Origin of the sequence: Alteromonas macleodii ATCC 27126, from assembly GCF_000172635.2 — a bacterium.
GTDB lineage: Bacteria > Pseudomonadota > Gammaproteobacteria > Enterobacterales > Alteromonadaceae > Alteromonas > Alteromonas macleodii.
On sequence record NC_018632.1, the window covers coordinates 3,197,303 to 3,213,199 of the forward strand.

A 15,897-nucleotide genomic window follows, 5' to 3' on the forward strand; every position below is an offset into this window, starting at 1 on the left:
TTTCGCCCTGAAAATTAAACGCTGAATGTAGTGCTAAGCTAACACGCCACAACTATCAGCAATATTTATATTGCGAATACATATGCGTTTCGACCACTTATACACCCAAAAAAATGGGGTCAGAGTACATTTCTCGCACGCTGAAAAATGGGGTCAGAGTACATTTTTATGAGTTTTTACGCGAAGCAACCCAACGGCTACACCAAGTGGTACCGCCTCTCTCCTAATCACACATCACGCCATGAGCTTTATCAATAAAGTACTCTGACCCCATTACTAAGATGGGTTACACTGCTAAGCCTGTATCAACTTGCTATGATGAATTAAGAAATGAAAAAGTATTGTGCGTATGTCTTACTTGGGCTTGCTGTAATAAGCAATGCTGCGCTTGCAAAAGAGGCACCGTTGGTCTCGATTCCTACTCACGATGCATTTTTTAATGCGATAAAGGCCCACTGCGGTAAAGCATTTCAGGGCAAAGTTAGCAAAGACAATGTGGGTAATACGTTCGGTAATGCGAAGCTTGTTATGCACGTACGAAAGTGTACAGACTCGGAAATTCAAATTCCTTTTCACGTGGGAGACGATGCATCTCGCACTTGGATTCTAGCGAAAACCGGCGCGGGTCTTATGCTGAAGCACGACCATAGAAATGAAGATGGCAGCTTTCATTCTTCAACCATGTATGGCGGCCACACAGTAGATGAAGGGTTCCCCCAAGTGCAGTCGTTTCCTGCAGATGTATATTCAAAAGCGTTATTTATAGAATCGGGAATTGCAGCATCAACGGATAACGTCTGGCAAATGATGATCTACCCTAGCCGCTTTAGCTATCGACTAATTCGCCCTGCCCGCGAAGTACAGGTAGATTTTGATCTCGAAAATCCTATAGCAACGCCAAGCGCCCCCTGGGGATATGAATAATGGGGTCAGAGTACATTTTCTAATTTAGGAGAGCCAAACAAGCCATTCATTTCATTCTTCCAGCTTGCCCGTTAGACCAGTTTTGGTAGGTACAGGGTTGTAGCCTTTACTCAATTCACTCATTTTATTAGAGAGAATATAGAAAGGAATTTGGTGAAATTATGGCAAGGAAACCTCGTTTGGCTCCCGCAGGCTATCCACAACACGTCATCCAAAGAGGTAACAATCGCTCAATATGCTTTAAGTGTGAAAACGACTACATCGCCTATATTAGCTGGCTTAAAAAGTTCTCTGCAAAATTTGATGTAGGCATACATGCTTGGGTATTGATGACCAATCATGTTCATTTACTTTGCACTCCTAAGCTTGATAACCTTGGCGTAAGCAAAATGATGCAAGCGCTTGGCCGCATGTATGTGAGGTACTTTAACCACAAATATGAGCGCTCTGGAACGTTGTGGGAAGGAAGGTTTCATTCCAGTCTGGTCTCTAACGACGAATATCTTCTCACGGTTTATAGATATATCGAGCTAAACCCTGTAAGAGCGAACATGGTCGAAAAGCCGGTTGAATATAAATGGTCAAGCTACAGAATAAATGCGTTAGGCACGTCTTCGTCACTGCACAGTCCTCATCCTGTATACCTAAATTTAGGAGCTTCAGAAAACCAACGTCTTGCCGCTTACCGCGCTCTGTTCGATGATGAACTGCCTCAAACTGACATTGATAAAATTCAAAGCGGTACTCGAAGAGGACTAGTGCTGGGAAGCGATACTTTTAAACAGCAAATTGAAAGCCTGACTGGGCATCGCTTAAAACACGAAGCGTTGGGTAGGCCACCGCAAATCAGTGAGCAGTTAACCGCTGGTTGCTCGGAAATAGCTTAATGTACTCTGACCCCTTTATTTTTAAAAACATCGCGTTGGCTCAACTAGCTCAAACCTGCGAACACTTAACCACAAACTGTTTGGAAATAAGTTAATGTACTCTGACCCCATTTTTTATATCGCGACTTGGAAGCTTATTAATGTACTCTGACCCCAATATTTTGCAGCAGCTGTTTGGTTTTTCGGCGTTTCGCGAGGGACAGAAGAAGGCAGTGGAATCACTGCTTGGTGGAAATTCAACGTTAGCGATTTTTCCCACTGGCTCGGGCAAATCATTGTGCTATCAGTTTGTTGCTACGCAATTGCCACACTTGACCTTGGTTGTGTCGCCACTGTTAGCACTGATGAAAGATCAGCTGGAGTTTCTTCATAGCAAAGGCATTGCAGCAGCGAGTATCGACTCTACGCTAACGCCCGAGCAAAACAAGCAGGTGATGAACGACGTGCGTTCTGGGCAGTGTAAAATTTTAATGGTGTCAGTGGAGCGTTTTAAGAACGAGCGTTTTAGACAGTTTATTGAATCTGTTCAAGTAAGTATGCTAGTTGTCGATGAAGCACACTGTATCTCTGAGTGGGGCCACAACTTTCGCCCTGACTACTTAAAACTCCCCGCGTATCAGAAAGAGCTTAATATTCCGTTAGTACTTCTGCTCACAGCTACTGCCACTAAAAAAGTAAAAGAAGATATGGCAGCGCGCTTTGATGTTGCGCCAGCCAACATTATTCAAACAGGGTTTTATCGACCCAACTTGAATTTGCATGTTCGCCCAGTACATGAACCATATAAAAACCAAGCCTTACTTGAAGAAATTCAAAAACAGAAAGGTGCGGGTATCGTTTATGTCACGCTGCAAAATAGTGCAGAAGAAGTAGCCCGGGTCCTACAGCAACAAGGGTTTGCTGCAAAGGCTTATCACGCTGGTCTCGACAGTGATGTAAGACAAGGTATCCAGCAAGATTTTATGCACAATAAGCTTCAAGTTGTTGTGGCTACCATTGCATTTGGCATGGGCATTGATAAGTCGGATATTCGCTTTGTTGTTCATTACGACTTACCAAAGTCTATTGAAAACTACAGCCAAGAAATTGGCCGGGGTGGACGAGACGGTAAAGCCGCAAACTGCACGGTTTTAGCTAACCTTGACGGGCTAGTCACCATAGAGAACTTCGTTTATGGCGATACACCAGATAAAAGCGCCATTCAACGCGTAATAGATGATATCAGCGCACAGGCCCCCGCTCACATAAATTCAGCGGCGCAAAATGATTCACCTACCAACGGCGAAAACAATGTTTACCAGTGGGAAACGCAAATAAATAGCTTATCGAGTGCCAGCAACATACGACAGCTTCCGCTTAAAACCCTCCTGGTACAGCTCGAACTCGCAAACGTTATTCGCCCTTTGTATGCCTATTTTGCTGAATATAAATTTCGTTTTATTTCAGAGAAAACCACCATACTTGGCCTTTTCTCAGAAGAACGGGCTCGCTTCCTAGACGCCGTATTCACTCATTCAAATATGAAAAAGGTGTGGGGCATTATAGATTTCGACAGTATTTATCAGCATTACGGCGCAGAGCGTGCCAGGGTGGTGGCCGCACTAGAGTATTTACATGAACACAATCATATTGAGCTTGCCTCACGCTTAATAACTGACGTATACCGCGTTGACTACGAAAAACTGCAAGCTGCCGATTTGGCAGAAAGGTTGGCTCGCTATTTCGCTGAAAACGAGCGCAAAGAAATAGAACGTATCGCCGCGCTGGTAAGCTTCTTCGAACTCAATACTTGCTTAAGCTATAACTTATCGGCGTATTTTGACGATTCCCAAGCGCCCAATGAATGCGGGCACTGCAGTGTATGTCAGGGAAATGTGGCTAGGCTCAGCTATTCAAACCCAATTCCCACACCGAACCCAGACCAAATATCAGAGGCCATAGCAGCACTAAAAGCGCATTTGAGCGGAAAATTTGATGGCCCAATCACATCATCTATTTGCTGTCGTTTTCTAACTGGCATGACCATGCCTTTGTTCACTCGATTTAAAGTGAGACAAGTAAAGGGCTTTGGTTCTTGTGAAAACTGCCGATATGCTGATGTGAAAGCAATGGTAGATGCTATAAATCAGTGAACGTAGCAAATACCCCAAATCTAATTTATAGTGTTGAGTGAATCACAATTAGCAAGTGGTAAAGGAAAATATGACGCTAATTCAGGGACAAGAACATACTCCTAAGGGATCGCTAGTTGTAGTTGGCACTGGAATCAGTGTTGCGGGTCAAATGACGATAGCGACCAAAAGCCACATCGAAAATGCTGACATTGTGTACATGGGGATCATGAACAAAGTTGGTGAACACGTGGTCACCAATATAAACCCGAACAGTGTGTCTTTAGACGACCTTTATCAAGAAGGGAAATCTCGCGCTGTCACCTATGACCAAATGGCCGACCGCATCGTGCAGTCAGTTGTTGAAGGTAAAAAAGTGTGCGTGGCTTTTTATGGTCACCCAGGCGTATTTGTTACGCCTTCTCATGAGGCTATTCGCAGAGTACGGGAACTTGGCCTAGATGCGCAAATGCTCCCCGGCGTGTCTGCAGAAGACTGCTTAATTGCGGATTTGGGAATAGATCCCTCTCGCTTTGGCTGTCAGTCTTATGAAGCAACTCAATTTTTGTTTCGCGATTACCGCATTGATCCTCACATGACGCAAATCATCTGGCAAATAGGTTTAGCCGGAGAAGCAACGCTAAGCGTGTTAGATGCTAATCACAGTGAATCTGGGCTTGCCATGCTGGCTGACATTCTAGCCGAGCACTATCCAGAAGATCACGAGCTGATTATTTACGAGGCAGCCACCCTGCCCCTTTGCGAGCCAAAAATACAAAAAGTGTTGCTTCGCGAATTACAGTTCGCCAAGCCAACATTAATTTCGACCCTAGTAGTACCCTCACTTGGCATGCCAGCATACCGTCAGGATCGTTTGGCAAAGCTAGGTTTAACTGAGCAACAAGTTATTGACTTTAGATCTCCAAAAGTAAACTAAAAGGAAAAAACGACATGGCAAAGAAAACAATTGTAGATTTCTTGGTTGAGCTAGACAGCAACAGCAAACTAATGGATGCGTATAAAAAGAACCCTGTGGGCACTGCAGAAAAGTACGGTTTATCTGGTGAAGATCTTCAGCTAATTAAAGACCAAGACTGGGACGAAGTAGCCAAACGCTTTGATGATACTAGCAAGGCTACCCGCGTAATTAGCTACTAGTCGTTATCTTTTTAAGCTAGCTGAAGTAGAAAGTGAAGCGCTGTTTGAAATGCATCTTCGCTATCGTTTGTTTTACGATGGCGCTTCCTACTTTTGCGCTTTTAAAAGAACCACTTAACATCACATCATCAGTCACTACGCTAGACGAACTGAAACAGCGAATTCAAAACAACGATGAGTCTGTAGAAACCACATTCACCGAGCTAGGCTACTTCTTCGACGCCCACCCGAACGCTTTTCAGCAAGCCCGCTTATTCAACCTAATAGCTTATAAGCACATTCTTGAGCAAGACCTTGTTGCGGGGTACGAAACTCTGTTGGAAGCCCGCAAGCTTGCGAAAAAAGGCGGCAACACCATGGCGCTGGCAGAGTCTTTTCGCTTAGAAGGGCTAATTTTGGACTTGTCAGGAGAGCATGCTCGTGCACTCGAAGCGCTCAACAAATCCCTTGCTGCTTTCATTGAAGTAAATAGCGATAACGCCTTGCTTGTATATAGCGCTATGGGCAATGTGTACATGTCGCTGCAAAACTACGAAATGATGTTGCAGCTAGGTCAAAACTTCCTCGCCGCAGCTCAGCGTTTAAATGATAAAGAAAACAAAGCCATTGCTTACTTTTTCCAAGGTTACGCGCAAACGGAACTGGGCGACTATCAAGACGCTAAAATAAGCCTTCTGCTGGCAGAAGAATTGTTCAAAGAGGTGCACTACCCCTTTATTGGTATTGTTCATACCAAAATGGCTGAGCTACATATCGCCCAAGGCAATTTAACTGAAGCGCTGACTATGTTGAACCGCGCTGCGGAATCAGACCGCAAAGTTGGTTTTAAATACAACGAAGGGTCTAGACTACTGCGCTTGGTCGACATCTACATTAAACGCAATCAAATAGACTTGGCTATTAGCGAACTTGAAGGTGGATTAAAAAAAGACGCCATAAAGAACGACAAATCCGTGGTGCTAAGCATGTTGGAAAAGCTCATTTCACTCCTTGAATCAACCAACAATTTTGAAGCCGCGTTAGAATATTCAAAGCTATACACGAAAACTTATGAAGAAAGTTTTAATGAACAGCAGTCAAGATTGTTAGCCCTTAACCGCGTGCGACTTTCTATTTCCGAAAAAGAAGAAACCATCAAGCTTCTAGAGAAAGACAACCAGCTAAAAGAGCAGCGTAACCTTATACAGAAAAAGCAAAACACGTTTCAGCTGTATTTCATCGGTTTTGTGATCCTTTCATTAGGCTTAGTCGTTGGCCTATGGCTTAGAACTCGCCAACAACGTAAGGCGCTCGATGCACTTACTCAAGACCTTCAGAAAGCAACAAAAGCAAAATCTGACTTTCTTGCACGCATGAGTCACGAAATTCGCACGCCGCTTAACGCCATTATCGGCCTGACCAAGCTTTCGCAGCGGGCTGCAGAAGATAAAGACCAACAAACGAACCTTATTCAGATAGAAGGCGCGTCGCAAACCCTACTAAGTATAATTAACGACATACTCGACTTCTCGAAAATAGAAGCGGGCAAGCTTGATATTGAATCGACGCAATTCAATTTAGACGCGCTAGTAAACCAAACTATTAGATTACATTTAGGGCGCGCTGAGGAAAAGCACATAGAGCTTATTCAGCACATATCACGTGACGTACCGTTAAACCTTATCGGCGACCCGTTACGCATACAGCAAATTCTAAGCAATTTAGTCAGTAACGCTCTTAAGTTTACCGAGGATGGACTGATTTCGGTAAGCGTTAGATGCACGCATAATGTAGAAGACATTCAGCTTGAATTTGAAGTTAAAGACACAGGGATTGGGCTAAACAGCACGCAAAAGGCATTACTATTTCAACCATTTAACCAAGGTGATGAGTCTATATCTCGTCGATACGGCGGCACCGGCCTAGGCTTAGCAATATGTAAGCAGTTAGTCACATTAATGGGCGGAGAGATCTGGGTTGAGAGCCAGCTTGGAAAAGGCGCAAGCTTTCATTTTACCGTAACCGTTAAACAGGATGCTTCCCAACAAATTGTATCGCCGTCTAAGCAACTTTCGTTACTTAAGGTACTTATTGCTGATGACATTGGCGTGTCGCGCGACGCTATTATCGAGTCGCTATCAGTGGCTAACATTAAAGCAGATGTTGCGACCGGCGGTAAAGAAGCCGTAGCCAAAATGCGTGCTGCTGTGGGAAACAGTGCGCCTTACGACGTACTTATTTTAGATTGGAATATGCCTGACATTGATGGATTGGAAGTCGCAGCCATCATGAAACAGGAGTTTTCAATTAAGCCACCGAAGGTGATAATGCTGTATGCATTCGAGTCGCCTCATATGCGAGAGCAGGCTAACCAACTAGGTATTCGAACCTTCATTAAAAAGCCTTTTAGCACTAGTGAGCTTGTAGATAAGCTACAAGAGCTTTGCTTAAACGTGAACACTAGAACCCTACCAGCAGATGCTGCGCCTGTGCCTAATCTGCGCGGAACGAAGATCCTTTTCGCAGAAGACAATACACTGAATCAAAAAGTAACCCTTGGTCTGTTAAACGACACCCACGCAAATATTGAAGTGGTTAGCAACGGCTTTGAAGCCATAAAAGCCTTACGTGAAGATAACAGCTATGACGTGGTATTGATGGATATCCAAATGCCCGTTATGGACGGGTTAACAGCAGCTAGAAAAATCAGAGATGAGCTGAAATTAACTTTGCCGATTATTGCCATGACGGCTCACGCCATGCAGCAAGACATTGACAAGAGCCTGGCAGCGGGCATGGACGGCCACATCAACAAACCGGTTGACCCAAACCGCTTCTTTGACGTGCTTGTTGAAGTGCTAAATAAAGTAAAGTCGACGGCGACCACTGAAGTAATCGGCGGGCCATCGGCAAACACAATACCGCTGAACTTTATAGATAAATCTCAAGCCATGCAAGCAATGTTAAATGACGAGACTTTGTATAAAGAGTTACTTAACGACTTTGCAGCACTTAACAAAGAGCTAGATAACCTTCGAAAAGCCATTGATGAAAAAGACTATGCTTCTATTGTTCGTATAGCGCATATCTACATAACTGCCCTTCGGTACATTGGTGCTTACGCCTTAGCTGAGCTAGCTGCAACGATTGAGCTAACGATAAAACGTAATGAGCATGGAAGCGTAGCTGGTTTTAGCGATCAGTTAGAAGCACTTTACACAGCATTGGTAGAGATGAATGCGAAAGTTGAGGGAATGGTGAAGTAAAGCCTTTCAGGCTGGGAGAAGAGAAATTAAGAAAAACAATGCCCGCACAATAAATGCAGGCACAGTAGTATACACGTTGAGCCAACCGCTCCCGATTATTACTCGTCTGACTCTTGAGAGGCATACTCATTTTTCATAAGCCACGCGTACGCCGTTGTAAAAGCGGTTTCTTGAAACTGTTTTAAACCCGTGTCAGAAAATGGCACTGCAAGCGGATTTCTACGTAGTGATTCTTTAATATCCGTTGGGCTAAATACTACAACTTGAAGCCCTTCAATCAATTCAATGGCAGCCTCTAACTTGAAGCCAATTGCACTACCTGCAAATTTACCTTTGCTTTGGCGCTGACGAATTATCACTGCATCAATTTTGTAGTCTTCTACAAGTTTAGCAAAGGTACTTTGGAAGCTCTTTAGCCCCTTCGCACTGGTATCGGCAAGCGTTAAACGGCGCGTACGGCAATCTGGCAAATGAAACAAGCCGTCAGCCAGCGACACCAAACTAACAATTGCTTCATTACCTTTTAAATCTACACCACAGACTTTCATATTTATTCCTAATTACGTTTGTCCGGCATTATAACGCGTTTCACAGCATTTGAGTCATTCAGTCGGTAAGCTTCAACCTCTTAATAGATGTTTTAGCTTAGTACCGACTGAATTGTGTCTTTTGACAAGGGCTTCACGAAATGCTGATCGAACCCTGCCGCTTGGGAGTCCTCTACATATTTCTCTGAGCCCCACCCGCTTTGAGAATAAAACTTAACATTTTCTGATTCCGGCAAGGCTTTTAGCATTTTTACTAACTGATAGCCGTCTATGTCTGGCATGCCGATATCAAGAAATACAGAGTGAGGTTTAAAGGTTTTAAATGCATCAACAGCTTCTTTCGGAGAAGTAATGCCTATGGCAGTCACACCCATAGACTCTGCCAGCAGACAATAAGCGTCAATGAGATCAGCATTGTCGTCAACGAACATGACTTTACTTCTGCTTTGTATAACAGGGTCCAGTTTTTGATTTTCAGATTGCTCGTAGGCTGTTTTAGAAATAGGCAACCTGACTTCAAAGGTACTTCCTCGATCAACACCTTCGCTCATCACAGACACTTCACCATGATGCAACGCAACAAGCTTACTCACTAAAGTTAACCCTATACCAAGACCGCCTTTAGTGTGAGTAGAGTGCGCTTCAATTTGGGTAAACATATTGAAAACATCTTTTAGCCTATCCTCGGGTATTCCCATGCCATTATCTTTAACAGCAACAACAATCATGACCCCGTCTTTTCTGATCTCTACGACTATCTTTCCTGATTCTTTCGTATACTTAGTTGCATTGTGAATGATATTAGAAAAGATTTGGCTTAAACGTGCTTTATCTCCGTATACTGTCACATCTTCTTCAAGACAGTTTACCGTTATATCATGCTTCTTCGCTTTTACTTGTTGCTCAACAATTTCAAGAGAGTCTGAAAGCACGTCTTGAATTTTCAATCTTTCAAATTCAAGTTTAACTTTCCCTCGCGTGATGCGAGACACGTCCATCAAATCATTGATAAGTTTAGACATATATTCAGCTTGACGATTAATGATAGCTGTCACTCTTTTTCGCGTTTTTTCATCATCAACCGTTTCTAGAATACTTGCCCCAGACATTATAGGCCCTAACGGATTTCGAAGTTCATGGGCCAAAGTAGCGAGAAATTCATTCCTGTAATTATCTTGTTTTTCAAGCTCTTGAATACTTATATGCATGCGCTCTTGCACATCAAGCGCGTAAACAAGAAACATTCTATTTAACCGGTTTGCGGTGTCGACGTCCGTCTTATCAAACGCTGTTGAGCGCCCTTTAATTGTACGGGTATGAATAGTGAAAGATGAACGGGGCTTAAGACGCTCTGCTTTTGGTGCATCTTCCGATTTCTCATCTTTAGCGCCTATCCACTTTTGATTTCGATGGGTTTCCTTCCTGAACCAAGCAGTAAAATACTGCTTCTTTTCAAACAGTGGGATGATCATAATACCCGCAATACCATGTTCTCTGGCTTCAGGGTAATCATGATAAAGGGAATCGTTAGTGTAAGGAAAGCCGCCTTCACTACTTGCTTTAGAAAAAATGTCTTTGATGACTTCTACCGGTAAAGTAGAACCGAGGGTAATAGTCTCGTACTGTGAATAATAAACAAACCCTGAGCTATTAAGCGCGTCTAAAAAAGCGCGTTCACCGCTCTTGACTACACGGCTAATAGGATTTGCTGGACCGATTCTATCCAACATCGCATCAACCGCTTTATCAGTAACATGCTTTTTGCGTTTCGCAATTTCTTCTTCTTTCGCTAACAAATGCCAGCTGAACAGTTGACTTAAATTCTCACATTGCAGTCGTACATTTTGTGGAATATAACAAGCCTCGCGATGGTGGCAGGAAATAAGCCCATACAACTCTCCATCCGTTACTAACGAAATGGAAAATGAAGCACGTAAACCTTGATTTCTGATGTATTGAAGATGAATAGGTGAAAATGTGCGCAACAACGAACGAGTGAGGTCTAGTCGCTCCCTTCCCGATTCTTCGACAGACGGAATCAACCTAGATGCAGGTAACTCTGTGTCGGGAGTAAGCCTCACCCAATTCGTCTTGTACAGCTCTCTGGCTTGTTTTGGTATATCCGACGCGGGAAAGTACAAGTCTTGATAAGATTCCATGTCTTCAGACTTGGCTTCCGCTATTACCTTCCCCGAGTAGTCCTTATTAAATTTATAAAGCACTACCCTGTCCATGTTAGTCAGATACCTGATGGTTGATACCATCTCTTGAGCCATCTCTCTCAACGATGTCATTTCTTTGAAGCGTGGGGCGATAGACATTGAATAGAGCTTAACAAATTGCTCTGCACTATAGGTGTCTCTAAATTCAGTTGCGGGCTCAAGCTCAACCACATAGTGACAACCTGAATCATAGACTACGGCTAAATAATCTATTGCCGCACCTTCCTTTAAAAGCGAAGCTTTAAGATGCAGTTTAACAGGCAGTCTTATCTTACTCTTAGAAACTCTATCAAACGTTTCTTCTAGGAAGGCGCGCTCATCTGTATCAGAAGAGAGTATATCTAAAAAACCTTTACCTATGATCTCGTCGGCAAATATCGTGTTGCAGTTCTCACTAACAATCGAAACCTCTAAATCTTCGTAGTTGAACGCGATGAGAAAACCATAACTTTGGACACTTTCGGGAATATGTATAGGTTCATCTTCACAACGTTCAAAGTTAAAGTTCTGAGTCGATTGAGTCATAGAGTTCCTAAGGTTTGTATCAGTTAAGCCACGCTGGCTATAGTTCGCAACGTATCATATCGGCATATAGATTTGTAATGCTCTGTATGCGGTTTGGGTTAATTTAATGTTCGCTTACCGGCAATTTCAAAACACCAAAAAAACCGTGTTCAAGCAACCACTGTTCCTCTTTACGCAGTTTTAAAACTCTACTCATCATTCAACGAATTGAGCTTTATCAGCCTTCCGCCTTCTTTATCTTCAAGCACATAGATATTGCCCTTACTGTCTTGCTCAACCTCGCGTACTCGCTTGCCCCATTCATAGCGCTCTGCTTCTTCCACCTTCCAGTTGCCTTCATCGTCTTTATTAAATGCAACTCGAACCAGCGCTTTTGAAGACAAACCGCCTATAAAACCATTTCCCTTCCAGTCACTAAACTTATCGCCTTTGTAAATGATAAAACCGGCAGGACTAATGGCAGGCACCCACGCCAATTCAGGCGACTTAAAGATGGGGTAGTCTTCGTGGTTAGGAATTTTCACGCCTGAGTAATGGTCGCCCTGCGACACTGCTGGGTAACCATAGTTGCGACCTCGTTCAATAATATTAAGTTCGTCGCCATGGCGCGGCCCCATTTCATGAGCCCATAAATTACCTTTCTCATCAAAATCGATGCCTAGCGGATTGCGGTGACCTAATGTCCAGATTTGTTCTGTTACGTTGCCTTGACCATAAAACGGATTATCTTCAGGCACGCTACCGTCGTCGTTTAAGCGCAGCACCTTACCTAAGTTCATCGCCATGTTTTGTGCGGGCGTGAATTTCTGGCGCTCGCCCGAGGTGATAAATAAATGACCATCAGGTGAAAACGCCATGCGGTGAGAGTAATGCCCATTCCCCGTCACCTTCGGCGACTGACGCCAAATTAGCTCTCTATCAGTCAACTTCGCGCCACTATCAGATAAGGTAAGCGTGGCTCGCTCTATCACCGCACCGCTGAACGCATCGTCTTTTTCATCTCGTTCAATGTACGAAATGTAAATGGTGTTATTCGACACAAAGTCAGGGTGAATAATGACATCACCTAAACCGCCTTGCCCGCGCGCAGTAACACTTGGCACATTACTAACAGCAAAACGCTTCTGCTGGTTTTCATCAAGCAGCCATAGAGTGCCAGCTTTTTCCGTTACCAAGCTGTGCCCGTCTGGCAAAAATGTCATAGCCCAGGGGTTATCGAAGGACGCCTGAACATTACCCGTTACAGTAGTGCCCTTACTGCCCTTCATTTCAATTTGTTCAGATACGTTCGACTGAGCAAAGGTAAAAAAAGAGGTGGCAAAAAGCGTAACCAATAGTGCGCCTTTCCGACTCTTGCTGGTTTTGTGCGTGCTTGTTGTTTGCATTAAGTTCTAGCCTTTTCGAGGGTTTGCGTACTGCTGATTGCACGTTAAGACGTTAATTGCACGTAAACGGGCGGCGCAAAGGGTTTCAGTTAGCATTGGTTACGTAGATTTAATTAAACAGGTTTATATTATCGACTTGGTTTCGCTATTCGTGTTTTTGAGTTGTGCTCGCTTTTCCTAAACTTTCTTTAATGCAGCGACACTTTACTAAAATACCGCCTATGTTATTTTCCAAGAAGTTTTAGCAACGAAGATAAGGAGGTGATCATATGTCTAGAGTTAAGGTATTTGAACAGGCAGCTATGAGTGAGGGTCGTTCTAGCTAACCCCTTTTACGCAATTGCTCTATAAGGCTGCCTAGTCAGCCCAGCTCGGAAAGCCGCATCACGTTGCTGATTGCGGCTTTTTTACTCCCTTTACAGAATTTAATTACACAAGGCTAAATTTCTCGTTAGTCGCGCGTCAAAACCTTTCTAATATTCATAAAAACACATTAAAAAGATGGTAAATTGATCAAATCGTAGAAGCCGCGCTTAAAAACTACGTAAATTAAACGCTGTTACCTTTCCTAATAGAGTCACAAAATAAAAGTACGTTTAACACGAGACAAGGTGACGAGCGTTGAGGTTTTGCCAAGGAGTAAAAAGTTGTTCAGGGTTGGACTATTCATTTTAATAACATTAGTGAAGTTTGCTCATGCAAGTTCGAGTGACAGCAATGAGCAGAATAATGTTTTGGCGTTTCACGCAGACAATGCATTTCTTACTGAAAGGGTAAATCTGCAAGGCAATCCCTATTCTACTTCTGTCGATACGGTACAAATGCTAGTTGATGAAATAGGGTATACAGATCCCGTGCTTCATGTTCCACTTGTGCGTTCTTTTGCGTATATGCAGCATGGCGAAAACATTTGCGTACTTAATAAAATAAAAGCACCTGAACGCGAAAAAAATCACCTTTACTCACTACCGCTTAGCTTTTTCCAGACACAGCGTTTTTACCAACTGGCTTCACTGCCACCAATAGAAAAGGAATTTTTAGATGAAAAAGGCCGAATACTGAGCATATCTCGCGTATTAGAAGCCTTTCCAGACTCTTTTATTGTGTTACCAGAAGAATACTCATTCGGTGAAAGGATAGACGACGATCTAAAGCAAGTTAATCGAGAGCAAATCCTTCGTATAGCAAATAATATTTATTACTCTCGCTTTATGGAAATGTTTTCAAAAGGAAAGTCTGATTTTGCACTCATTTTTCCAGCAACTTTATACAGAAGTTTTGGAGAGAACATGCCTATTAAAGTACGCAGTTACTCTATTGCAGATAACCCTGACTATGTATCAGGCCACGTTATCTGCCCCAATACTCCTCAGGGTGCAGAGCACATAGAGCGTATAAACGCTGCAATAAAACGCATCTATTTAACACCTGAGTTTATTAATGCTCACACGCGCTATTTGCCCGCTCAGGACAAACAAAACTTGCGAACTATCATCGAGCAATCTATTGAAAAGTTAATGCTTGCCTATTAATGACTTGGTTATTTTTTGACAAGTTTGAGTGACTATGACAGCTTAGGTAAATTCAATTATAAAAAGAAACTCGCGCCTGATCGCGGGAAAGGGAATTTCAAATGTATCAAAAGCTTGTCTGTGTTTTTATCGGCGCCTTACTTACTTTTAGCCTTAGCTTTCACGTAAACGCCAAAGTGCGTGGCGAGGCCGTGGTTACAACAATAAAGTCAGAAATTTTGAATGAGTCGCGAGAACTGCTTATTCACTTACCTAATAACTATTCCCGCTACAAAGACACCACCTACCCAGTTTTATATTTGCTAGATGGACAGCGTAATTTTGCGCATACAGTAGGCACACTTGACCTGCTCAACCAGTCTGGAATGGCGCAGGAAATGATTGTTATCGGTATTACCAACACCGAGCGCACGCGAGACTTCACACCTACCTATGATGAAAGCTACAACCAGTGGGGAATATCTGGTGGTGCCGACAACTTTTTAGACTTTCTAGAAAAAGAACTAAAGCCTTATGTAGAGGCAAACTATCGCACCAATAACTACGCGATTGTTTCTGGGCATTCATTAAGCGCCCTTTTTACCTTATACGCACTGCAAGAGCGGCCTGAACTGTTTCAAGCTTACTTCGCATTTAGCCCAAGTTTGTGGTGGCACGACGAAGTGATATTTCCAGAGGCAATAGCGTTCTTTGCATCAGATAGCGACCTTAACAAATACCTTTATATCAACATGGGTAACGAAGGTGGAAACATGCTAAGCGCATACGAACGTTACGCTGAACTGCTAAATAGCAGCGAACGAAAAGGGTTTAACTTTGATACCGAGCTAGATACATCTGAAAGCCACAATACTACTGCACTTGCAGGTATGAGCTTGGCGCTTCAAAAGCAGCTAAATTCCTTACGCCCAACAGGAGCGATAATACAAAAAGGTATTCCTGCGGTAGAGCAATACTATAAAGACCTTTCTGCAAAATACGCTTTTGAAGCAAAGCCAGAATATAAAGCCGTAAACCACGCGGGTTATGCGGCGTTAAACAAACAAGACTTTGACTCTGCCATTGCAATTTTTAAGAAAAATATAGCTCGCTTCCCTAACAAATCTGATGCCTACGACAGCCTGGCAGACGGTTATGAAGCTAACGGCGATTTAACCATGGCACTTGAAATGAGAGAGAAAGCACTAGCAATGAGCTATAAAGAAAATGTTGAAAATGGTGCTTTTAAAACGCGGCTGGCAAACTTACGACAGAAGATTGCGGAAGGTACAGGCGACTAGCTATCAAGTGCCTGAACTAGAAAATCGTCAGCATTGACCGAATAATAGTAGGAACGTACTCTGGTACGTTCACTCGTAAT

The 15,897-nt window shown here is 43.2% G+C and carries 11 protein-coding genes; 8 read left to right on the forward strand and 3 right to left on the reverse strand.

What is annotated here, in order from left to right:
* The first annotated feature begins 330 nt into the window (after positions 1-330).
* From MASE_RS13720 to MASE_RS13745, 6 genes are all read left to right on the forward strand, one after another.
* Entirely contained in the window at positions 331-924 is a 594-nt protein-coding gene (locus tag MASE_RS13720; RefSeq protein ID WP_014950345.1) for a hypothetical protein, read from the forward strand.
* A gap of 161 nt (positions 925-1,085) precedes the next feature.
* Entirely contained in the window at positions 1,086-1,811 is a 726-nt protein-coding gene (locus tag MASE_RS13725; RefSeq protein ID WP_014950346.1) for a transposase, read from the forward strand.
* 140 nt (positions 1,812-1,951) lie between these two features.
* Positions 1,952-3,943: a RecQ family ATP-dependent DNA helicase gene (locus tag MASE_RS13730; protein WP_014950347.1), complete on the forward strand. Its 1,992-nt coding sequence runs from the start codon at positions 1,952-1,954 to the stop codon at positions 3,941-3,943.
* Positions 3,944-4,013: 70 nt separating this feature from the next.
* On the forward strand, positions 4,014-4,859 hold the full coding sequence (locus tag MASE_RS13735) for an SAM-dependent methyltransferase (RefSeq protein ID WP_014950348.1): 846 nt from the start codon (positions 4,014-4,016) through the stop codon (positions 4,857-4,859).
* A 14-nt stretch (positions 4,860-4,873) separates the two neighbouring features.
* Positions 4,874-5,080 carry a hypothetical protein gene (locus MASE_RS13740; RefSeq protein WP_014950349.1) on the forward strand — a complete coding sequence of 69 codons (207 nt, stop codon included), beginning with the start codon at positions 4,874-4,876 and terminating at the stop codon, positions 5,078-5,080.
* A 77-nt stretch (positions 5,081-5,157) separates the two neighbouring features.
* The gene (locus MASE_RS13745) at positions 5,158-8,325 is read left to right on the forward strand and encodes a response regulator (RefSeq protein WP_014950350.1); all 3,168 of its coding nucleotides are present in this window, start codon (positions 5,158-5,160) and stop codon (positions 8,323-8,325) included.
* Between the two features lie 98 nt (positions 8,326-8,423).
* Here the strand turns inward: MASE_RS13745 and MASE_RS13750 are convergent, their stop codons facing one another.
* The 3 genes from MASE_RS13750 to MASE_RS13760 form a co-directional block, all read right to left on the reverse strand.
* Complete coding sequence (locus MASE_RS13750; protein ID WP_014950351.1) at positions 8,424-8,873, reverse strand: DUF3010 family protein; 450 nt, start codon at positions 8,871-8,873, stop codon at positions 8,424-8,426.
* A gap of 92 nt (positions 8,874-8,965) precedes the next feature.
* Positions 8,966-11,620 carry an ATP-binding protein gene (locus tag MASE_RS13755; RefSeq protein WP_014950352.1) on the reverse strand — a complete coding sequence of 885 codons (2,655 nt, stop codon included), beginning with the start codon at positions 11,618-11,620 and terminating at the stop codon, positions 8,966-8,968.
* Between the two features lie 188 nt (positions 11,621-11,808).
* Positions 11,809-13,005 carry a PQQ-dependent sugar dehydrogenase gene (locus tag MASE_RS13760; protein WP_014950353.1) on the reverse strand — a complete coding sequence of 399 codons (1,197 nt, stop codon included), beginning with the start codon at positions 13,003-13,005 and terminating at the stop codon, positions 11,809-11,811.
* A gap of 647 nt (positions 13,006-13,652) precedes the next feature.
* Here MASE_RS13760 and MASE_RS13765 point away from each other — a divergent pair.
* Both MASE_RS13765 and MASE_RS13770 read left to right on the forward strand, forming a co-directional pair.
* Positions 13,653-14,537: a hypothetical protein gene (locus MASE_RS13765; RefSeq protein ID WP_014950354.1), complete on the forward strand. Its 885-nt coding sequence runs from the start codon at positions 13,653-13,655 to the stop codon at positions 14,535-14,537.
* A gap of 101 nt (positions 14,538-14,638) precedes the next feature.
* A complete protein-coding gene (locus MASE_RS13770; protein ID WP_014950355.1) occupies positions 14,639-15,817 on the forward strand; it encodes an alpha/beta hydrolase-fold protein in 1,179 nt (392 codons plus the stop codon).
* Positions 15,818-15,897 lie beyond the last annotated feature (80 nt).

Bases quoted from the DNA above. Each gene is read 5' to 3' on its own strand.
- MASE_RS13720 (WP_014950345.1), top strand. From the start codon at position 331: ATGAAAAAGTATTGTGCGTATGTCTTACTTGGGCTTGCTGTAATAAGC.
- MASE_RS13725 (WP_014950346.1), top strand. From the start codon at position 1,086: ATGGCAAGGAAACCTCGTTTGGCTCCCGCAGGCTATCCACAACACGTC.
- MASE_RS13730 (WP_014950347.1), top strand. From the start codon at position 1,952: ATGTACTCTGACCCCAATATTTTGCAGCAGCTGTTTGGTTTTTCGGCG.
- MASE_RS13735 (WP_014950348.1), top strand. From the start codon at position 4,014: ATGACGCTAATTCAGGGACAAGAACATACTCCTAAGGGATCGCTAGTT.
- MASE_RS13740 (WP_014950349.1), top strand. From the start codon at position 4,874: ATGGCAAAGAAAACAATTGTAGATTTCTTGGTTGAGCTAGACAGCAAC.
- MASE_RS13745 (WP_014950350.1), top strand. From the start codon at position 5,158: ATGGCGCTTCCTACTTTTGCGCTTTTAAAAGAACCACTTAACATCACA.
- MASE_RS13750 (WP_014950351.1), bottom strand. From the start codon at position 8,873: ATGAAAGTCTGTGGTGTAGATTTAAAAGGTAATGAAGCAATTGTTAGT.
- MASE_RS13755 (WP_014950352.1), bottom strand. From the start codon at position 11,620: ATGACTCAATCGACTCAGAACTTTAACTTTGAACGTTGTGAAGATGAA.
- MASE_RS13760 (WP_014950353.1), bottom strand. From the start codon at position 13,005: ATGCAAACAACAAGCACGCACAAAACCAGCAAGAGTCGGAAAGGCGCA.
- MASE_RS13770 (WP_014950355.1), top strand. From the start codon at position 14,639: ATGTATCAAAAGCTTGTCTGTGTTTTTATCGGCGCCTTACTTACTTTT.